Origin of the sequence: Corynebacterium sp. HMSC055D05 (genome assembly GCF_001810365.1) — a bacterium.
Classification (GTDB): Bacteria; Actinomycetota; Actinomycetes; order Mycobacteriales; family Mycobacteriaceae; genus Corynebacterium; species Corynebacterium coyleae.
This window is the reverse complement of the sequence record NZ_KV801078.1, coordinates 22,772-42,383: the sequence shown is the minus strand read 5'-3', so window position 1 is coordinate 42,383 and position 19,612 is coordinate 22,772. Positions and strand designations below refer to the sequence as shown.

The window sequence follows — 19,612 nt, the reverse complement described above, 5'->3', positions numbered from 1 at the left end:
CCCGTCCTTCAATCGGAAATACGAACCGTCAGAAAATCGGACAAATGTCGTTCTATGTTACAGCCCCACCACGGGAATCCCCTTTAGCCACGGGGACGCGGACCATGTTGCCCCACTCGGCCCAGGAACCGTCGTACAGCGCAACGTCCTCGAAACCGAGAATATTGTTCAGGACGTACCAGGTGTGCGACGCGCTTTCGCCCAACTGGCAGTACACCACTGTGCGCTTCTTCGGATCGAAATCCTTGTAGATCTCGCGGATGTCCTCCAACGGGCGGAAGCGCGCGTTCGGGTGCACGGAACGGCCCCACGGGACGCTAAACGCGCCCGGAATGTGGCCCTGGCGCAGCGTCGGTACTTGGGGTTGCACAGGGGCGGTGCCGTCGCCGCGGTAAGCGGGGGCTGGGCGGGCGTCGATAAGCTGCTCCGGCGGATTATCCAGCAGCTCGGAGGCGAAGGTGCGAACTGCGGTGTCCTTGCGCTCCACCACGGGGTAGTCAGACTCGGGGTAGGAAGGAACGACGAAGGACGTGTCGCGCTCCTCACCCATCCACGCGTCGCGTCCGCCATCGAGCAAGCGCACGTCGGGGTGGCCGAACAGCTCGAACACCCAGGCGGTGTAGGCAGCCCACCAGTTGGCGTGGTCGCCGTAGACCACCACCGTGTCGTCGCGGCTGATGCCGCGGGACCGCATGAGTTTGGCAAAGGCTTCGCCGTCGATGAAGTCGCGGTTGAGCTCGTCGTTAAGATCGCTCTTCCAGTCAATGCGCACCGCGCCCGGAATGTGGCCGATGTCGTAGAGGAACGCATCCTCATCACTTTCGACAACCTTCAGACCATCCACGCCGAGCCGCGCCGAAAGCCACGCGGCGGTGACAAACTTCTCAGGATGTGCGTAGTCCTTGAACTGGGGATTGTCGTCGAGTTCGATACCCACGTCAGCTGCCTTTCGTCTCTGCGGCCCCCGCCGGAATAGGCGAGTGAACAATCACCGACAAGGATACAGGTAGTACCAGCAAATCCCGGCCGGAATCGGCGAGAAACCTCGCCTCGCCACAACAGGTGTGAACTTGCACACTATCAATTCTGCCGCCCTGTGTGGGTCGCTTTAAGCCGATAGAGTCAGAGACGGAACACGACGGCTACGGCTGAGATGTTTCGCGAGTTTTTACCTACCCCGCCGATGCATGCGCTGACCGCATTCACACGCTGCGGGACAACATCATGAAAGGGATCACCGTGCACAAGGCGATTGTTGTCTTCGAGGTTGAGGGCGGCTCCGACAAGTACATTGACGGCCACCGCAAGGACACCATGCCCATTGTCAACGCCATCAAGGAAAAGGGCTGGCACGCAGAGGTTGTCTACTTCCGTCCGGAGTGGGCCGACGACCTGTTCACGTACGTCTCCGAGAACTTCGACGGCTACATCTCGCGTGTGAACCCGGGCAACATCCCGGGCGGCGAAAAGGGCTACTTTGACCTGCTTACCCGCCTGTCCGAGGCCGGCCTGGTCGGCATGTCCACCCCGCAGGAGATGATCTCCTACGGTGCGAAGGATGCCCTGGTGAAGCTGAACAAGACCGACCTTGTGCCGGAAGATACCGCCGCGTACTACGAGGTTGAGGACTTCCACAACACCTTCCCGACCTCCCTGTCCTACGGCGAGCGCGTGCTCAAGCAGAACCGCGGCTCCACCGGCTCCGGCATCTGGCGCGTGCGCCTTGCCGACGAAGCCCTGGCCGACTCCGTCGAACCGGGCACCGCCCTGCCGCTGGACACCAAGCTCAAGTGCACCGAGGCCGTGGACAACCACACTGAGGAGCGCGAGCTCGGCGAGTTCATGGACTTCTGTGACCAGTACATCGAGGGCGACAACGGCATGCTCGTGGACATGCGCTTCATGCCGCGCATCGTCGAGGGTGAGATCCGCATTCTGCTGGTCGGCCCGCACCCGGTGTTCGTTGTGCACAAGAAGCCGGCTGAGGGCGGCGACGCGTTCTCCGCAACCTTGTTCTCCGGCGCGAAGTACACCTACCAGAAGCCGGAGGAGTGGCAGGAGCTCGTCGACATGTTCGCCGAGGCCCGCCCGGTCATCGCCGAGAACCTCGGTGGCGACAACATTCCGCTGATCTGGACCGCGGACTTCATGCTTGCCGATGACGACGAGACCGGGGAGGACACCTACGTCCTCGGCGAGATCAACTGCTCCTGCGTCGGCTTCACCTCGGAGCTCGACATGGGCATCCAGGAGATGGTGGCCGAGGAGGCCATCAAGCGCGTGGAGGCGAAGCACGCGTAAGCGCTGGCTTTTCGACGACACCAACGCCCCGGCCCGAAAATCCCGTGCCGGGGCTTCTTGTCTGTCGTGACCCGGTTTTCGCCGACCGGGAATGCGAATCGTCTAGTTGCATTTCGGAGCTGCTAGACGATCCGCATTTTATTGATATCTGTTTTCAATATCACCTGGGGAAATGCATCCGGGGACTCGTGATCGTCTAGTGCCCCCTCACAGGCAGCTAGACGATCTGCTTTTGACGCCTACCCCAGCAGCTCCTTTACGCTAGCCGGGTCGGCATCGGAGAGCATTTGGCGGCAGCGGTCGTACTCGGCGTCGTCGCCAATCGCCTTGGAGGTCAGCGCCAACATCGCAATCGCCTTGAGCACGCCACGGTTCGGCTCGTGGGACGCCGGGACCGGACCCCAGCCCTTCCAACCGTTGGCGCGCAGGCGGTCCAGGGAGCGGTGGTAGCCGGTGCGGGCGTAGGCGTAAGCGATGAGTTTGTCGCCGGATTCGAGTTCGCGCTCGGCGCGGGTGGCCCAGACGGCGGGGGAGTCGGGGTGGGCGAGCGCGGTGTCGTCGGCAAGGAGGTCCTTGCCGGTGGCCGGATCGGCGGGAAGTTCGATGGGCTTCGGTGCAAGCATGTCGTTGATTTCCATGATGGCCAGGCTACCCACAACGTGCGCTACGCGGTCCAGAAGTCGGAGGCGTCCAGTCCGAATCGGTACAGGCAGCGGCGAAGCAGCGGCATGGATAGGCCGATGACGCTGGTGGGGTCGCCGTCGATGGAGTCGATAAACCAGGAGCCGAGCGCCTCGAGTGTGAACGCGCCGGCGCACTCCAGTGGCTGACCGGAGCGGGCGTAGGCCTCGATGTCGGCATCGGACACGTCACCGAAGCGGATTGCGGTGGTGATGGTATCCACGACCCATTCGCCGCCGAACCACACCGCGTGTCCCGTGAGCAGGTGCGCTTCCTTACCGCGCTGTGCTTTCCACCGGCGGATAGTTTCGTCGACGGTGTGGGGTTTGCCCAGCAAGGTGTCGTCGAGAAGCAGCATGCTGTCGCAGCCAACAACAACGTCGTCGGGGAATTCCGCAATTGCGGTCTCGGCTTTTGCGCGGGCGAGGGTGGCCACGGTGGTGGCGGGTGGGACGTCGCCAAGTACAGCGATCACCGCATCCTCATCGATGTGCGCGGGGCGCAGCACCGGGGTGACGCCGCCTTGTTCGAGCAGCATGCGTCGCGACGGCGACTGCGACGCCAACACCAACCGCATTAGAAATACGCCGCCGAATCGAACGCGTGCGGATTAAACGCAGTCGCCGGGTGGGACGCACCCCACATGTTGGCGTCCGGCTGCACCCCGGACTGCTTGCGTTCGCGCTGGAGCTGCAGCAACACCTCGGTCAGCGCCTGCAGTTCCGCCTCGGTGGGGTTGCCTTTAACTACCTGAATATCCACGTCAGCCTCCTTACAGCGGGATGTTGCCGTGCTTCTTCTGTGCCGGGTAGGTCACCTTGCGCTCAAGCAGGCGCAGACCCTCGAGGACGCGGGCGCGGGTGGTGGACGGTTCGATGACGGCGTCGACCATTCCGCGCTCAGTGGCCACGTACGGGTTGAGGTTGTCCGCGGCGTACTGCTCCTCGTCGGTGCCGATCGCCTCGGCGGCGGTGGTGGCGTCTGCCAGTGCGATCTTTGCGGTCGGCCAAGCGAACACCAGGTCCGCGCCCAGGCCCTTCGAGCCGAGCAGCGCGTACGACGGACCGAACGCCTTGCGGGTGACCACGGTGATCGTGCCCACCTGGGCCTCTGCAAACGCGTAGGCGAGTGCGGCGGCGGCTGCGGCGGACCCGGAGCGCTCCTCCTCGACCGACGGGAGGAAGCCGGGGGAGTCCACGAACTGCACGATCGGCAGGTTAAACGCGTCGCAGGTGCGGATGAAGCGTGCGGCCTTGCGTGCGGCGTCGCGGGTCAGGCAGCCAGCCAAAACACTCGGCTGCGTTGCGACGACACCAACCGCGCGCCCGCCCACGTGCGCAAAACCGGTGACCACGGAACCTGCGAAGCCAGCGGAGAGTTCCAGAACGTCGCCGTCGGTGACCGAAGCCAGGATGTCGGTGACGTCGTAGGGCTGGTTGTCGTCGTCAGGCATGAATGTGTCGAGGTCGGCCTCCGTCGCAGGGGCCTCGGCGTTGTCGGCACCCAGCGGGGAAGCGGCCTTGTTATTCAGCGGCAGGTAGCTGACCACGGTACGGGCCAGGTCCACCGCTTCCGTATCGGTCGCGGCGACGAGCTGCGCCAGGCCAGTCTCCGCGGCGTGGACGGCGGTGCCGCCAAGCTCATCGGAAGTCGTCTCGGCGCCGGAGACCTTGCTCACGATGTCCGCCGTGGTCACGTGCAGGGACGCGCCCTCGGCCATGACGGTGATGTCCGCCATCGGGACCGTGGTGGCAGCGAGCGAGGCGACATCCCCGGCCACGACCGCGATCTGCGGAATCAAACCCGACGCACGGGTTGCCGCACGCAGGATCTGTGCCTGCATATGCGCGGTGACAATGCCTTCCTTCCAACGCGGGCCAGTCGAGTCATAAATACCGATCAGCGGCACGCCGGTCTTGGTTGCCAAGTCGTAGATCTTGAGGATCTTCTCGCAGTACACCTCACCGACCTGGCCGTCGAAAATCGTCGGGTCTTGGGAGAAGACGCAGACACGACGGCCGTCGATCAGCCCGTAGCCCGTAATCACACCGTCGGTGGAAGGCTTGGACTTGTCCATCTTGTATGCCTCGACGCGGTGCTTGGCCAGGGCGTCGGTCTCCACGAACGTGCCGTCGTCGAGAAGCGAAAGCACGCGCTCACGAGCAGTGGTGCCGCCAGCCTCGTGGACAGCATCGATCGCGTCCTGACCGACCGGTGCCTGCGCCTCATCCAGGCGATTGCGCAGATCCTGAATGCGGCCAGCCGTCGTGGTCATGTCGGGTTTAGATGAACTCATAACGCCCCAGTCTAGATTCCGAGATTGTTCCTGCCACATTGCCTATCGACGGCGCGTCGCCGGACGTTTCGCTACGGCGGGGCGTGGTTGGCCTGGCCGGGGCGCGGGGTTGGGGTGAGGGAGCGGGGAACACTAATTGCCGAGAAGCGCGAGAGGCATAACGATCACACCGTCACGTCGTACATAAGCCTGTTTCCCCGTGGTAAGGACCATGAGGTTGGTGACGCGGTCTGGAATACGTTCGCGCAACCATAGGAGGTGTCGGACGTCGGCGTCGTCGATATGAGGCTTCAGCTTGACCTCCACCCCGAGCACCTCCCGTTCAGCGCCCTCAATGATGAAGTCGACTTCCCGCTCTCCCGCGTTGGACCTGAGGTGGTAGACCTTGGCCCTGTTTGCTTGGGCCAGTACACGCAGGGTGAGCGCGCACAGAGACTCGAAAAGCGGCCCGAACATGTGCGCAGCACGGTTACTCAAGAGGCCAGATGGGGATATTCCAAGAAGCCTGGCAGCGAGTGCAGGGTCAGCCAAGTGATGCTTTGGGCCTTGCTGCAGGCGTTTGAACTCATTGTTTTCTGGAACCCAACCAGGAACTGGATCAAGCAGCCAAATCTTTGCAAGGTGCTCACGATATGCGAGTGTGGTCTTCTGATTTGGTTGTTCAGTCTGACCGCCGGTGGTCGCATCAAGCAGTCTGGAGTAAGCGGTGGTAGTGGCTGTTGCAGCAGCGTATGCGCGCAACCAGCTTCGAAGCGATTCCGGCCGTCTCACCTCGTATCCTGCATCGGGAATATCACGATCGATGATTCGCTCAATGTAGGAATCCAGCAGTGTGACCTGGATGAGCGGATTCGCGGAAGCGATGGCGGGGAATCCGCTTCCGGTGATGAGGCGTGCGTAGTCGTCGAGCGTACAGTCAGAAGAACCAGTTACATCGGTGTTTCCGGCCAAGATCCCGGCGAAGCTGCATGTGGGGTTAGCGACGCCACGTTCATGCACTGCCATTGGTCGCATTCTCAGTGAGACGATGCGTCCGGCCCCAGAGTGTGAGCCCTTCGGGTCGACTGGAGTAGCAGAGCCGGTGAGGAGGAAGCGCCCGGGCCCAGCGCCCTGATCTACTTGGCGTCGGACAGAATCCCAGATCTGGGGAAGATGCTGCCACTCATCTAGTAGAAGAGTTTCATCTGGTGCGGAGGAGAGCGAGAAATCTGCCTCGGCAACGTTCCTCATATCGGGATCGTCGAGATACCAAGCAGCGTTGGCTCGGCGCCTTGCGGTGTCGGTCTTACCCACACCTTTTGGTCCGTCAATTGCGATTGCGGGCAGGTGAGGCATGAGGAGATCAAGCTCGTCATCAAGCGTGCGCCGAAGATAAGACATACGGGTAGTGTACAGCACGAATAGTTCCTACTACCTGATTTTCAGGACTTCTACTACCCGTTTTTCAGAAGGGCTACTACCTGATTTTCAGGACTCCTACTACCCAATTTTCAGAAATGGGGTGCCTCTTCGGCGAAGCGCGCTAACTGACCTTTGCGGGGAGAGGGGCACCGAAACCCCAACACCCCGCCGCCTACTACGCTCGTGACCATGAGTGTCAAGGACGTGCAGGCAATTCAGGACAAGGTGGCCGGATACTGGACTGACGTGCGGTGGGTCGAGTCCACCGGGTCGACGAACGCGGACCTGCTCAAGGACGGTTCCGCGCCGGGCACGGTGCTCATCGCAGACGAGCAAACCGCTGGCAAGGGCCGCTTGGGCCGCCATTGGGTGTCTCCGAAGGGCTCGCAGTTGGCCATGAGCATGGTCATCGACGTGACCGATACCCCGCCGCCGTTCGGGTTGCTGTCTATCGCGCCGGGGGTGGCGGTGACGGATGTGGTGCCGCAGGCGCAGTTGAAGTGGCCGAACGATGTGCAGATTGGCGGCAAGAAGATCGCTGGCATCCTCTCGGCGTTGGATATGCCGCGGGTGATTGTGGGCATCGGCATTAACGTCGCTATGCGTCCGGAGGATCTGCCGGTGGAGACCGCCACCGCCCTGAACCTGGAGGGCATTGACGTGGATTTCGACGAGTTTGCCGCCGACATCCTCGCCGCGATGGGCCGTCGTTTGAAGCAGTGGCAGGAGCGCGACCCGCAGTTGTTGGAGGATTACCGCAAGGTCTGTTCCACGATCGGCCAGCAGGTTCGCTTGGAGTTACGCGAGGGGGAGGAGACGGTGCGCGGCCTGGTCACGGGCATTAATGATGAGGGCGAGGTGCTTATCGACGACACCCCGTTCTCCGTCGGCGATGTCCACCACCTCCGCCCGACCCAGTAGGCGTGCAGTAACCTAGCCGGTCATGGCTAACAAAGCGGTGTTTCGCGTCGGCGAGGACGAGGTGGTCCTCGCCGACGTGTGTGCGCCGCTTTCTTCGTTGACGTTCCCGTTGCTGGAGTTAGTGGCGCTCACGGGTATCGCCTGGATGGCGATCGGCTGGATGGACGTGACCCCGCACATCGATCCGGGGATGCGCAACATTGTGGTGCTGATCTGGGCGATGCTGGCCCTGTGGCGGTTTGTGTTGCCGTTGGTGTCGTCGCGACGCAGGCGCTTCGTGGTCACCGACAAGCGCGTCCTGGCGCGGGGGCGGCGTGGCGCGGTGGATTCGATCCCGCTGCGCCAGATCCATTCGGTGCGCCGGGAGCGCGGGGGCCTGTGGATCGCGCTGTATGGATACGCCCAACCGGTGCGCTTCGATCGGGTGGGCAAGACGCGCGCGGTGGAGAAAGTGCTGCAGTCGCAGCTGCGCGGCTAGGCGCACCCGCGCCGCAGCCCCGCGGCTAGTCCTTGACTTCCGTGGTGTGGAGCTGCTCGTCGAGGTCCTCAGGCGAGAGGTGCCCGCCGAGGAATTCGGCGGTGATGGGTAGGTGCAGTTCCATGTCGGTGCCGGGGCACAGTTCGATGACGGCGTCGTCGACGGTGTAGTCGAGAACGTGGCCGCCGCGCGAATGCTCGTCGTCGATGAAGTGCACGTGGCAGCCGGGGACGCCGATGCCTTTGGCGTACATGGGGGTGCGGAATCCGCCGATGACGCCTTCGACGTCGGTGAAGATGTGTTCGGCGTCGTCGGAGACCGCCTCGGACATTGGGGGATAGGGCTTTTCTTGTTTGGTCACGGTGCGCACGCGGACTTCTTTGAATCGGCCGGTGATTTTGACGGCGGTGAAGAAGTTGTGGCTGGGTTCGGCGTCGTCGATAAATTTGGCGAGTTCGGCGCGGACCATGCCGGCGGGTGCGTCGAAACGCAGGCGGGGTACGAAGTTGGTCACCACGGTAAATGGGGTGCGTTGGTCGAGGTCAGCGACGCGGGCTTTGCCGTCGGAGGTGAGTTGGTGGCATACGCCGTCGAGGATGAGCATCTCGCCGTCGAGGGCGTCGAAGGTGCCGAGGCCGAAGTTGCCTTTGCTCAGGATGTCGCTGATGGTGAGCTCGCCGTCGTAGATGCCGTCGAGAAGTGCGGTCATCAGAGAGTTTTGGAAAATGGTGTGGCGGGCGATGGTTTCAGACATGGCTGCGATGCTAGTCGGTTGGCCGACTACAGTGTGGGGCGTGAGTAACGCGTATGGGATGCCTGTTGTCGCCGTGCTGGGCGACGGCCAATTGGCACGAATGATGCAAACAGAAGCTATCGAGCTCGGCGTGGACACTCGCGTGCTCGCGTCGAGTAAGGACAAGTCGGCGGCGCAAGTCTTCGGCGATGTCCGCATCGGCGACTACACCAACCTTGAGGATCTGCGCGCGATCGTCGAGGGCGCGGACGCGGTCACGTTTGATCACGAGCATGTGCCGAACGAGTACGCGCAATTGCTTATCGACGACGGCGTCGCCGTCGAACCCCGCCCCGAAGCCCTCATCTACGCCCAGGACAAACTCGAGCAGCGCCGCCGCCTCGCGGAGGCGGGCCTGCCGGTGCCGCCGTTCGCAGCGATCACGTCGGCTGCGGACGCGGAGGCGTTCTGGGACGACAACGATGGTCAGGTCTGCCTGAAGGCGACGCGGGGTGGGTATGACGGGCATGGGGTGTGGTTCCCGTCGTCGAGAAGCGAATGCGCGGAACTCGTGGATGATCTGCTCGGCCGTGACCTGCCGCTGATGGCGGAGAAGAAGGTCGCGTTTACGCGTGAGTTGTCTGCGATGGTGGCGCGCAACCGTTCCGGCGATGTGCGTGCGTGGCCGGTGGTGGAGTCGCGCCAGGCAGACGGTATTTGCCGCGTGGCCATCGCGCCCGCGCCGGACATGTCGGACGAGTTGGCTAAGCACTGCGAGGACCTCGCCGTGCGCGTCGCCGAAGGCTTGGGTGTCACCGGCGTGCTGGCGGTGGAACTGTTCGAGTTTGAGGGTCCGAACGGCCCGGAGGTGGCCGTCAACGAGTTGGCCATGCGCCCGCACAACACTGGCCACTGGACCCAGGACGGCTGCCTGACCTCCCAGTTTGAGCAGCACATCCGTGCGGTGTTGGACTGGCCGCTCGGTGCCGTGGACACGCTCGCGCCGGCGACTGTCATGGTGAACACCCTTGGCGGCGACGAGGACCCGGATACCCCGATGGCCGAGCGCGTCGTCGCGGTGATGCGCAAGTACCCGCAGGCCAAGGTGCACCTCTACGGCAAGGACCACCGTCCGGGCCGCAAGATGGGCCACGTCAACGTGTGCGCCGACACCGTCGAGGAGGCACTCGCGATCGCCGAGGACGCCGCGCACTACATCATCCACGCAACCTGGAAGGACTAAGCAGATGGCACAGCCGCAAGTTGGCATCATCATGGGCTCGGACTCGGACTGGGACACCGTCGCCCCGGCCGCCGAGGTACTCGCCGAGTTTGGCATCCCGTTCGAGGTCGGCGTGGTCTCCGCCCACCGCACCCCGGACAAGATGCTCGCCTACGCCAAGGAGGCACATACCCGTGACCTTCAGGTGATCATCGCCTGCGCTGGCGGTGCCGCGCACCTGCCGGGCATGGTCGCCGCGGCCACCCCGCTGCCGGTCATCGGTATTCCGCGCGCGCTGGACACGCTTGACGGCATGGATTCGCTGCTGTCCATCGTGCAGATGCCGGGAGGTGTCCCGGTGGCAACGGTCTCCATCGGTGGTGCAAAGAACGCCGGCCTGCTCGCCGCCCGCATCCTGGGTGCCGCCGACCCGGCTGTGCAGCGCAAGATGGTGGACTACCAGGCGCGTATGGCAGCCGAGGTAGAGCGCAAGGACGAGGCGCTGCGCCAGCGCCTGATGGGTGAGTAACCCAATCGTTGTGTTGGGCGCCCGGATTGTGGACGGGCGCCCTTCTCGCATGCTCGAGCACCGCTTGCACAAGGCGCTCGAGGTGTGGCGTGCGGCCCCGGCGCCGATCGTGGTCTCCGGCGACGGGGAGGCCGACATCATGGCCGCTTGGCTCACCGCCCACGGTGTGCCTGCTCAGGCGGTGGTGCTCGAGCCGCATGCGCGGTCCACGAACGAAAACCTGGAACGTTCCCGCGCGCTGTTCCCCGACGCGTCGTACCTCACCGTAGTGACCAGCGGTTTCCACGTCCCCCGTACCCGCGTGTGGGCGTGGCACCTGGGCATCCCGGTGCGCATGGTCGCTGCGACGACGCCTGAAACCTCGCGGAAGAAAAACTACGCGCGCGAAGTGTTCGCCGTGCCGCACTCCATCACGCGCGTTGCTTGGCGACGACTCGCCCGCCGCCTCTTCGGCCGCTGAGCCATGCAACACGTGCCGGGCGGCGTCGGCCAGCACGGCGGCGCCCGGGACTAGCGGGGGAGACCCGGCAGGTTGATGCCGAAGTGTGGGCCAGCAAAGTACAGGCCTGCTGCGCCGAGGGTGGCGATGATCGCAGCCGCACCGACCAGCAGCGCGACGAAGCGCCCTGCGTTATCGACTTCATCCTGGGTGTACTCGGAGCTACCCGGGCCGGTGGCCATCTTCTTGTCTTTCGGGGTGCTGTTTGTGTTCTCGGTTTCCGTCTGAGCCGTGGTCTCAGCCTGGGCCGGGGCGACAGTTGCGGTGGCGAGGCTGACGGTCAGTGCGGGGGCGAGAGCCAGCGCACCAGCGCGGCGGATCAGCGTGCGGGACATGCCGGATTCCCTTCATCAATGCGGGTAGTGTCCGGCACAGCTTAGCCCAGGAGTGCAGGGGTAACAGTCATGACTACTGGATACGGCGCGTGACGTTCTCAGCGGCGGAGATCTCCTGGAGCCGTTTATCGGATACCGAACCCGTGACGACGACCACGGACCCGCCGGCGGCCAGCGGTGCCATCACCGACATCGTGAAGTCATCGGTGCCACGCCAATCTTGGGCGAGGTAGCGTTCGGCCTTAACGCCTGGCTGGGCGAAGGTGGACAGGTCTGGGCTGTTGCCGAAGTAGTCGTCGCCGTAGAAGCGCACGGTGGGGCCGAAGTCCACGGTGCCGGGCGGAATGGTGCCGCCGGCTTCCTCGACGCCGCGGCCGAACGGGTCGTCGGAGACCAGAACGCACTCGGCGGCATCGGTCCAGTTTTCGGCGCGTTCCGGGGTGGTGAAGACGATATCCGGGGAGGTTGGGTGGTCGTCGATAAGCGGAGTGCGCGACGAGTTCAACGTGCCCACCGCAATCACCGCAGCCTGCCAGGAGACGGGCAGGTCGATGACGATGCTCGCGTCGAGGGGGAGGTCGAATTCCTCGTCGAGCATGTTGGCTACTTTGCTGGCCCAGTTGTCCAGCGTTTGGGCGGAGAAATCCATGCGTAATCCCCGCGCATCGTCGTAAATAGTGAAGCGCGGGGATGCGGGATCTGCGGCGAGAAGTGGGGCAAGCATGCTCATGCTCGCCCAGTGTAGGCACTACAGGAAGATGGCAGCGCCGGGGCCGAGCGGCAGGTCGAAGATGTACCAGATGAACAGCAGGGTAGCCCAGGACACCCAGAACGGAACCACGAACACGATCAGGCGCGACATCAGCGTGCCCAGGCCCGCATTGGGCTCGTATCGACGAAGCAACGTCAGGATCACGATGATGTACGGGTTCAGCGGGGTGATGATCTGGGTGGCGGAGTCGCCGACACGGAACGCGGCCTGCGTGAAGGCGGGCTCGAAGCCGATCAGGGCGAACATTGGGACGAACACGGCTGCCATCAGGGTCCACATCGCGGAGCCGGAAATAACCAACAGGTTCAGGCACGACGCCAGGATGATGAACGCGAGGATGGCCGCGAAGCCGGTGATGCCAGCCGCCTCGAGCATCTCTGCGCCCTTGACGGCGGAGAAGGTGCCGATGCCGGACCAACTAAACAGGGAAATGAACTGGCCGAGGATGAACGCGAGAACCAGGAAGCCGAGCATGTCGCCCATCGCCTTGGTCATCATGTCCACGATGTCCTTGATGTTCTTCACCGTGCCGGCGACCTTGCCGTAGACGATGCCGAGGACCATGAAGTAGGTGAAGACGATGAACACGATCGACTGCAGCAGCGGGGACTTCGGCAGGAAGCCACCTTCTTCGTTGCGCCACGGGGAATCCGGGATGAGTACTGCGAACAGGATGATTGCCGTGACGATAAGCGTGGCGACGCCCGCCCACATCAGGCCGCGGCGTTCCGGCTTGGTCAGTTCGACGGAGATCTCGTTGCCGTCGGTGTCGCGGTTCATGCCGTCGTCGCCCTCGACCATCTCCTGGGGGACGTCGAGTTTGTGCATGCGGGGCTCGAGGATCCTGTCGATGATGAAGCCACACGCCAGGCCCAGGATGATAGAGGCGGCGATGTTGAAGTAGTAGTTGGACACCGGGTTGACCTCGGTGGCGTCCATGCTCGGCAGGGTTTCCATCACGGCGTTGGTGATGCCGGCGAACAGGGCGTCCAGCGACGTTGGCACCAGTGCGGTGGAGTAGCCAGCGCCGACGGCGGCGAAGCCACCGAGCAGGCCTGCGACCGGGTGGCGGCCAGCGGCCTTGAACACCATCGCGGCCAGCGGCGGGATGACCACGAACGCGGCGTCCGCCATGATCGAGCCGGTCACGCCAATGATGCCCACGGCATACGGCAGAACCGAGCGGTTAGCGGAGCCGAAGAGCTTGCGGATGAGCGCGGAGAGCATGCCGGAGCGCTCGGAAACGCCCACGGCGAGCATGATCGGCAGGACCGTGACCAGTGGCGGGAAGCCGAGGTAGTTCTGGCCGAGGGTAGTGGTGAACCAGGCCAGGCCTTCACCGGTGAAGAAGCCCTTGATCTTCACACTTTCGTCCTCGCCGGGCACTGCGACTTCGGCCCCGAAGTACGCCATCACGGTGGAGATCACCGCGGTGATGAGGAACAGGATGAGGAAGAGCGTGAACGGCTCCGGAAGTTTGTTGCCTACCGACTCGATGGTGCCGAGGAGGCGATCCATTGCGGTTTTCTTCTGTGGTGGGCTGCTGTCGGCGGAGCGCTCGAGCTCGGCGCTCTCTGTGGCTTTTCGCGTACTCATGCGTATATGTTGTACCAGTCACATTAATTCTGCGCTAGGGTTTTGTAGAAACGTAATCCGATCGACGGAGAGTGAGCGGACCGTGAGCGAAACGCATCCCAACCGCCCGACCAGCCCAACCCCACCGAACCCTGCCTTCCTGCAACGCATGGACGCAGTGGTGCGAGATGAGATCGCCGCTGCGTCGCCGCAGTTCCCGATTGAGCCGGGCTATCCGGAGCGTGACGCGGTGTGGGGGAAGGTCGAGCGCAACGTCGAAGCCGTCCGGGCCGACCTGGAACACATCATGCGTGACCTGCACGCGAACCCGGAGGAGGCGTTTCAGGAATTCCATGCGCAGGCTGTGATTGCGAAGGTGCTTGAGGGGCAGGGGTTCGTCGTCAAGCAAGGGGCCCATGGTGTGGAAACGGCGCTGCGCGCGGAGTGGCAAAGCGACGATTTTGACCCGAGCACACATCCGACGGTGGCGGTGATGTCTGAATACGACGCGCTGCCGGGTATCGGGCATGCGTGTGGCCACAACGTGATCGCTGCATCCGGGGTGGGTGGTTTCCTCGGCGCGGTCGGTTCGGGTTCGGGCCGCATCGTGTTTCTTGGCACCCCGGCGGAGGAGGGCCACACCGGCAAGGAGTACATGATCCGCGGCGGCATGCTCGACGGCGTGGATTGTGCGGTGATGATCCACCCGTTCTGCTACGACCTGGTGTCGCACGCGTGGACGGGGCGCCGCTCGCTTACCGCAACGTTTACCGGCGTTGCCGCGCACGCGTCGATGCAGCCGTACATGGGGCGCAATGCGCTAGATGCTGCGACGCTTGCGTACCAAGCCATGGGGTTGTTGCGCCAGCAGATGCCGCCGTCGGATCGCCTACACGCAATCATCTTGGACGGTGGTGCGAGGGCATCGATCATTCCGGAGACGGCCACGCTGAGCCTCTACGTGCGTTCGCTGTACACCGAAACACTCATGGATTTGAGCAAGCGTATCGACGACATCCTTACCGGCGCCGCCCTCATGACCGGCACCGGCGTGGATGTGCAGTGGGATAACCACCCCATGTCGCTTCCTGTCCGCAACAACGAAACCTTGGCGGCGCGATGGGGTGCGACCCAGCAGGCGCGGGGTAGGGAAGTGTTGCCGGGTGGGATCTTGCCGGACTCGCAGGCGGCGTCGACAGATTTTGGCAACGTCTCGCAGCTCGTGCCCGGCATCCACCCGTTGGTCAAGATCGCGCCGGAGGGCACTGCGCTGCACACCACTAAGTTCGCCGATGCGGCGATCACCCCGGCCGCAATGGACGGTGTGATCGACTCCGCGGTGGGGCTCGGCCAAGTCATCGCTGACGTACTCAATGACCCGGTGCTGTTGCAGCGCGCTCGCGAGGAGTTCGAAGCGGCGGGCGGGGCGATCTCCGTGGAGGCGCTGCTAGATGAGGCCTAGATGACGCGTAACTGACGCCTGAATGGCGCGCTACAGGAAGATGGCAGCACCCGGGCCGAGCGGCAGGTCGAAGGTGTACCAAATGAACAGCATGGCCATCCAGAAGATCCAGAACGGAACCGTGAACATGATCAGGCGCGACATGAGCGTGCCCACGCCAGCCTTCGGTTCGTAGCGGCGCAGCTGCGTCAGGATCACGATGATGTACGGGTTCAGCGGGGTGATGATCTGGGTGGCGGAATCGCCGACACGGAACGCTGCCTGGATGAAGGCCGGATCGAAACCGATCAGGGCGAACATGGGCACGAACACGGCCGCCATCAGGGTCCATAGTGCGGAGCCGGAGATGATCAGCAGGTTCAGGCACGACGCCAGGACGACGAACGCGAAGATGGCGGCGAAACCGGTGATGCCTGCGGACTCGAGCGCGTTGGCTCCCTTGACGGCGGTGAAGGTGCCGATGCCAGACCAGTTAAACAGGGCGATGAACTGGCCCAGGATGAACGCGAGGATGAGGAAGTTCACCATGTCCTTCATGGCGCCAGCCATCATGTCTGCGACATCGGGTACGCGTTTGATCGTGCCCGCAACCATGCCGAAGACCAAGCCCATGACTACGAAGTAGAGCACCACGATGAACACTGTGGACTGCATCAAGGGCGAGTCCGGCAGGAAGTTGCCTTCCTCGTTGCGCCACGGCGAGTTCGGGATGAGGACGACGATCGTGCACACCACGGTCAGCAGCAGGGTGGCCCACAGAGTGGTGCGCAGGCCGCGGGATTCGGCGTCGGTGAGCTCTGCGGAGATTTCCTTGCCGTCGCGGTCGCGGGTCATGCCGTCATCGCCAGCAACCATCTTGTTCGGTACACCGAGCTTGTTTAAGCGGGGCTCGAGGACCTTATCGATGATGAATCCGGCCAGAAGTCCCAGCACGATCGCGGAGACAAGGTTGAACCAGTAGTTAGAGACCACGGTGACCTCAGGGGCGTCGAGGCTTGGTAGCGCCTCCATCACGGAATTCGTGATGCCAGCGAACAGCGCATCGAGTGAGCCCGGCAACAGCGACGTGGCGTACCCCGCGCCCACGGACGCGAAGCCACCGAGCAGACCCGCCACCGGGTGACGGCCAGCAGCCTGGAACACCATGGCAGCAAGTGGCGGGATGACGATGAACGCCGGGTCGGCGATCAGCGAACCGGACACACCAATCAGGCCCACCGCATACGGCAGCACCGAGGTATTCGCGGAAGAGAACAGCCGGCGGATCAGCGCCGACAGCATGCCCGAGCGCTCCGCGATACCGACCGCCAAGATGATCGGCAGCACGTACACCAACGGCGGGAAGCCAACGTAGTTCTTGCCCAAGTTCACGGTGAACCAGGCAAGGCCTTCGCTGGTGAAGAAGCCCTTGATGGGGCGGACCTCGTCGTCGCCAGACACCTGCACCTGCAGGCCCGCCCAGGCCATCACCGTGGAAATGACCGCGGTGGCCAGGAAGAGCAACAGGAAGAGCGTGAACGGCTCCGGAAGTTTGTTACCTACCCGCTCAATAAAAGAGAGGAGCCGGTCTACGGCTCCTCTTGGTGTCTGATCTCGTTCGGTCCCATCGTCCGGTCCCGGGTCGGGAACCGTGCCTGATGTGGCCTCCTGAGGTGCTACCGAAGTGGAGCCCTGGGCGGCGTGGTGGACAGAATGATTCTTTGCAATGTTCATGCAAAGAGGTTTTACCTGTCGCCGATTCGAATTTCAGGCGATTGGGGGATATTAATTCACGCAGCGCGGGCTGTCCTCGCCAGCTGAGAGCTCAGGGGCAGGCTCGTTGGCACCGAAATCCTCACCTGGCGTGCCCACAGGAGCGACCTGTTCCGCCTCATCAGCATCCATCGCGCCGGGCCCGTTGTAGTCGTCCGCGATGACGGCAATGACCGTGTTCGGCTCCACGCTGGCGTTGGCCACGACGGGCACTCCGCCGAGCAGCTGGGCCAGCTCCTGGGCGGCCGGGTCGTTTTCGTCTGCGGCAAGCACTTGGGTGGCTGTGTAGAGGCCTTCCATGGCGTTGGACACGCTTGTCACCGTCAGGCCGTCGCCGTTGAGTATCTCAGCAACACGCCCAGCCTGTCCGGGGACGCTGCCGGCGTTGAGCACGACTGCTTCGTAGCCGTTGAACGCCTCGCGTGGGGCGCTGGTGGCGGAGTCCGAACTGTCAGAACCCTCAGTGCCGTCGGTGTTGTCCTCCTCAGGCTTAATCGCATCTGCCATGAACTTCTGCACCTGCGGTAGATCCACGGTGACGATGGACTCGCCATAGTCACCGACACCATTGACGGAGGTCACAGGGATGGTGGTGAAGGTGACGTTGCCACCAGCCAGGCCGGAAAGTTGCTGGGCCAAGCCCACAATGTCCCAACCCTTATCCAGTGTCACGGAGCGTTCCGCAGCGTTAGACAGTTCGCGCAGTTTCGCCGGGTTGGTCAGGGTGCCTGCGGAAAGCATCGACTGTACGAGCGAAGCCATGTAGGCCTGCTGGCGCACGATGCGGTCTAGGTCGCCGCGCGGCAGGTCGTGGCGTTGGCGCACAAACGACAGGGCTTGCGCACCGTCGAGGGTCTGCTCGCCGGCGGGGAACTTCGCGCCGGAAAGTGGCTCGTCCACGGGATTATTCAGGCACACTTTGACGCCGCCGACAGCGTCGGTGAGCAGCACGAAGCCAAGGAGACCGACCTGGGCGAAGTGGTCGACTTCGACACCGGTGAGGTCCGCGACGGCGTCGATCAGTCCCTCTTGTCCTGCGCGAGCAACCTGCTGTTCGAGCGCCGGGCCTTCGCTCATGCCGGATTCGATCAGTTCTTCGCGTTTTGCGGCAGCGTGTGCGCCGTAGACGCCATTGATTTTCAGGTTGCCGTAGTCGTCCGTATGCACATAGGTATCGCGTGGGATGGACACTGCGGTCGCGCGTGAGCCGTCCTCCGGGATGCGGATAACCATGATGGTGTCGGTATTGATCTCACCGTCCGCGATACCGGCGTTCAGACGGGAAAGTTCCTGCTCACTTAAGGGGTTGCCCTGCGCGTCCGTGCGCGAATCGGAGCCCACCAGCAGGATGTCCATTGCGCCGTCCAGGGCGTTGCCGTCTTTGCCTTTGCTTTGCGACGACACCTTTAAGTCCGACGCGCTCAACTGCCCGCCAAGCCGCCCAACGGCGAAATACCCGACGCCCGACAGGGCGATCGCGGCGGCGGAGACGATGGCAAGGGTGGTTCGCAGTGCGGGGTGGCCAGATTGCGAAACATCCCGCACCCGGGACGGGGCAGGTTTGATATCGCGGGCTTGCCGCCTGGGCTCAGTCACGCCGGGAATTATACGACATTCCCCGGCTCGCCCTGTGCCGTGCGCCGGAATTGGAGGTCATGGTGGGTATGCTGTCCAACATTGTGAAAGACACAGAGCATCATCCTGACGCTCATCAGGCGCCACTCGCGGTGATCACCGTGACGTATTCGCCTGGGGAGCACTTGGCGCAGCTCATCGCCTCCTTGGAGAAGGCGACGACGCGCCCCGTTGTGCTGCTTTGCGCCGACAACGGCTCCAAGGACGGCGTGCCGCAGCAGGCCGCACGCGAGCACGAGCACGTGGAGTTTTTCCCCACTGGTGGAAACATCGGTTATGGAGCCGCGATTAATGCGGCTGCTCGGCAGTTGGGGGATCGTCGAAAAGCAGGTGCGGTGCGCGGCGACTACTTCCTTATTGTGAACCCCGACGTGGAGTTCACCCCGGGGAGCATCGACGAGTTGATCCACTGCGCCGACGACGCGCCGAAGGCTGGCGCCGCCGGGCCCAGGATTGAAGAGGCCGACGGCTCCGCATACCCCAGCGCGCGCGAGGTGCCCAGCCTGGCCATGGGGATCGGGCACGCGCTGCTGTACGACTACTGGCCGTCCAACCCGTTTTCCCGCGCGTACCAAGCCGGGGCGAATATGGAGGTGCAACGCACAGCAGGCTGGCTGTCCGGCGCGTGCCTCCTTGTGCGGTGGGATGCGTTTGACCAGATCGGCGGGTTCGACGAGCGCTACTTCATGTACCTGGAAGACATCGACTTCGGTGACCGTCTTACCCGTGCAGGCTGGGACAATTTGTACTGCCCGAGTTCCGTGATCTTGCACGATCAGGGCCATGTTGCGGACCGACACAGGGGAGTTACGGTGCCTGCGCACCACGCCTCGGCGTATCGGTTCCAGCGCGACCGCCATCCGCATGCGTGGCAAGCTCCCATCCGCTGGGCGTTGTGGCTCGGCCTCCGAGTGAGGGGTGCGCTGCAGTTGGGTAGGGCGAAACCGGCACGCAGGGCTGGCACCGGCCGTGGGGAAGTGAACTGACAACAAGATGAAGGATCTAGCAATGGCTCAGACA

At 63.5% G+C, this 19,612-nt stretch carries 20 protein-coding genes; 8 read left to right on the top strand and 12 right to left on the bottom strand.

Features of this window, described 5'->3' with window-relative positions; all coding sequences use genetic code 11:
- Nucleotides 1-52: 52 nt before the first annotated feature.
- Nucleotides 53-937, bottom strand: a complete 885-nt coding sequence (locus HMPREF2734_RS08710) for a sulfurtransferase (protein WP_070422836.1) — start codon at nucleotides 935-937, stop codon at nucleotides 53-55.
- A gap of 302 nt (nucleotides 938-1,239) precedes the next feature.
- Here HMPREF2734_RS08710 and HMPREF2734_RS08705 point away from each other — a divergent pair, with 302 nt between their 5' ends.
- Complete coding sequence (locus HMPREF2734_RS08705; RefSeq protein WP_070422883.1) at nucleotides 1,240-2,301, top strand: Cj0069 family protein; 1,062 nt, start codon at nucleotides 1,240-1,242, stop codon at nucleotides 2,299-2,301.
- A 239-nt stretch (nucleotides 2,302-2,540) separates the two neighbouring features.
- Here HMPREF2734_RS08705 and HMPREF2734_RS08700 read toward each other — a convergent pair whose 3' ends face one another.
- The 5 genes from HMPREF2734_RS08700 to HMPREF2734_RS08680 form a co-directional block, all read right to left on the bottom strand.
- Nucleotides 2,541-2,939, bottom strand: a complete 399-nt coding sequence (locus HMPREF2734_RS08700; RefSeq protein WP_070449528.1) for a DUF3151 domain-containing protein — start codon at nucleotides 2,937-2,939, stop codon at nucleotides 2,541-2,543.
- A gap of 26 nt (nucleotides 2,940-2,965) precedes the next feature.
- Nucleotides 2,966-3,559 carry a Maf family protein gene (locus HMPREF2734_RS08695; RefSeq protein ID WP_070570505.1) on the bottom strand — a complete coding sequence of 198 codons (594 nt, stop codon included), beginning with the start codon at nucleotides 3,557-3,559 and terminating at the stop codon, nucleotides 2,966-2,968.
- Nucleotides 3,559-3,744, bottom strand: a complete 186-nt coding sequence (locus HMPREF2734_RS08690; protein ID WP_070422838.1) for an acyl-CoA carboxylase subunit epsilon — start codon at nucleotides 3,742-3,744, stop codon at nucleotides 3,559-3,561. Before HMPREF2734_RS08690 ends, HMPREF2734_RS08695 begins: the two co-directional genes overlap by 1 nt.
- Nucleotides 3,745-3,754: 10 nt before the next feature.
- A complete protein-coding gene (locus HMPREF2734_RS08685) occupies nucleotides 3,755-5,278 on the bottom strand; it encodes an acyl-CoA carboxylase subunit beta (protein WP_070570503.1) in 1,524 nt (507 codons plus the stop codon).
- Nucleotides 5,279-5,410: 132 nt separating this feature from the next.
- Nucleotides 5,411-6,658 (bottom strand): ATP-binding protein, encoded by a 1,248-nt coding sequence (locus HMPREF2734_RS08680; RefSeq protein WP_070422885.1) that lies wholly within the window; start codon nucleotides 6,656-6,658, stop codon nucleotides 5,411-5,413.
- Nucleotides 6,659-6,868: 210 nt separating this feature from the next.
- Between HMPREF2734_RS08680 and HMPREF2734_RS08675 the strand changes: the two genes are divergently transcribed.
- Entirely contained in the window at nucleotides 6,869-7,600 is a 732-nt protein-coding gene (locus HMPREF2734_RS08675) for a biotin--[acetyl-CoA-carboxylase] ligase (protein ID WP_070570501.1), read from the top strand.
- Between the two features lie 22 nt (nucleotides 7,601-7,622).
- Nucleotides 7,623-8,078: a hypothetical protein gene (locus HMPREF2734_RS08670; protein ID WP_070449537.1), complete on the top strand. Its 456-nt coding sequence runs from the start codon at nucleotides 7,623-7,625 to the stop codon at nucleotides 8,076-8,078.
- 25 nt (nucleotides 8,079-8,103) lie between these two features.
- Here HMPREF2734_RS08670 and budA read toward each other — a convergent pair whose 3' ends face one another.
- Nucleotides 8,104-8,832: an acetolactate decarboxylase gene (gene budA, locus HMPREF2734_RS08665; protein ID WP_070570499.1), complete on the bottom strand. Its 729-nt coding sequence runs from the start codon at nucleotides 8,830-8,832 to the stop codon at nucleotides 8,104-8,106.
- A 58-nt stretch (nucleotides 8,833-8,890) separates the two neighbouring features.
- Here budA and HMPREF2734_RS08660 point away from each other — a divergent pair, with 58 nt between their 5' ends.
- Genes HMPREF2734_RS08660 through HMPREF2734_RS08650 form a run of 3 tightly spaced genes read left to right on the top strand, consistent with a single transcriptional unit; the run spans nucleotide 8,891 to nucleotide 11,022 of the window.
- The gene (locus tag HMPREF2734_RS08660; protein ID WP_083308135.1) at nucleotides 8,891-10,054 is read left to right on the top strand and encodes a 5-(carboxyamino)imidazole ribonucleotide synthase; all 1,164 of its coding nucleotides are present in this window, start codon (nucleotides 8,891-8,893) and stop codon (nucleotides 10,052-10,054) included.
- A 4-nt stretch (nucleotides 10,055-10,058) separates the two neighbouring features.
- Nucleotides 10,059-10,562: a 5-(carboxyamino)imidazole ribonucleotide mutase gene (gene purE / locus HMPREF2734_RS08655; protein ID WP_070570497.1), complete on the top strand. Its 504-nt coding sequence runs from the start codon at nucleotides 10,059-10,061 to the stop codon at nucleotides 10,560-10,562.
- A complete protein-coding gene (locus HMPREF2734_RS08650) occupies nucleotides 10,555-11,022 on the top strand; it encodes a YdcF family protein (protein ID WP_083308134.1) in 468 nt (155 codons plus the stop codon). The genes purE and HMPREF2734_RS08650 overlap by 8 nt, the downstream gene beginning before the upstream one ends.
- A gap of 50 nt (nucleotides 11,023-11,072) precedes the next feature.
- On the opposite strand, the gene HMPREF2734_RS08645 is transcribed toward HMPREF2734_RS08650, so the two are convergent.
- From HMPREF2734_RS08645 to HMPREF2734_RS08635, 3 genes are all read right to left on the bottom strand, one after another.
- The gene (locus HMPREF2734_RS08645; protein WP_070422844.1) at nucleotides 11,073-11,396 is read right to left on the bottom strand and encodes a hypothetical protein; all 324 of its coding nucleotides are present in this window, start codon (nucleotides 11,394-11,396) and stop codon (nucleotides 11,073-11,075) included.
- Between the two features lie 73 nt (nucleotides 11,397-11,469).
- Nucleotides 11,470-12,126 (bottom strand): TIGR03089 family protein, encoded by a 657-nt coding sequence (locus HMPREF2734_RS08640; protein WP_070570494.1) that lies wholly within the window; start codon nucleotides 12,124-12,126, stop codon nucleotides 11,470-11,472.
- An 18-nt stretch (nucleotides 12,127-12,144) separates the two neighbouring features.
- Complete coding sequence (locus HMPREF2734_RS08635) at nucleotides 12,145-13,686, bottom strand: AbgT family transporter (RefSeq protein ID WP_083308133.1); 1,542 nt, start codon at nucleotides 13,684-13,686, stop codon at nucleotides 12,145-12,147.
- 226 nt (nucleotides 13,687-13,912) lie between these two features.
- Between HMPREF2734_RS08635 and HMPREF2734_RS08630 the strand changes: the two genes are divergently transcribed.
- The gene (locus HMPREF2734_RS08630; RefSeq protein ID WP_070570492.1) at nucleotides 13,913-15,205 is read left to right on the top strand and encodes a M20 family metallopeptidase; all 1,293 of its coding nucleotides are present in this window, start codon (nucleotides 13,913-13,915) and stop codon (nucleotides 15,203-15,205) included.
- A gap of 30 nt (nucleotides 15,206-15,235) precedes the next feature.
- Here HMPREF2734_RS08630 and HMPREF2734_RS08625 read toward each other — a convergent pair whose 3' ends face one another.
- Nucleotides 15,236-16,918: an AbgT family transporter gene (locus HMPREF2734_RS08625; RefSeq protein WP_083308132.1), complete on the bottom strand. Its 1,683-nt coding sequence runs from the start codon at nucleotides 16,916-16,918 to the stop codon at nucleotides 15,236-15,238.
- 51 nt (nucleotides 16,919-16,969) lie between these two features.
- Nucleotides 16,970-18,553 (bottom strand): LCP family protein, encoded by a 1,584-nt coding sequence (locus tag HMPREF2734_RS08620; protein WP_070570490.1) that lies wholly within the window; start codon nucleotides 18,551-18,553, stop codon nucleotides 16,970-16,972.
- Between the two features lie 68 nt (nucleotides 18,554-18,621).
- On the opposite strand from HMPREF2734_RS08620, the gene HMPREF2734_RS08615 reads away from it, so the two are divergent.
- Nucleotides 18,622-19,578, top strand: coding sequence for a glycosyltransferase family 2 protein (locus tag HMPREF2734_RS08615; protein ID WP_070422891.1), 957 nt, complete (start codon nucleotides 18,622-18,624; stop codon nucleotides 19,576-19,578).
- Nucleotides 19,579-19,612: the final 34 nt, after the last annotated feature.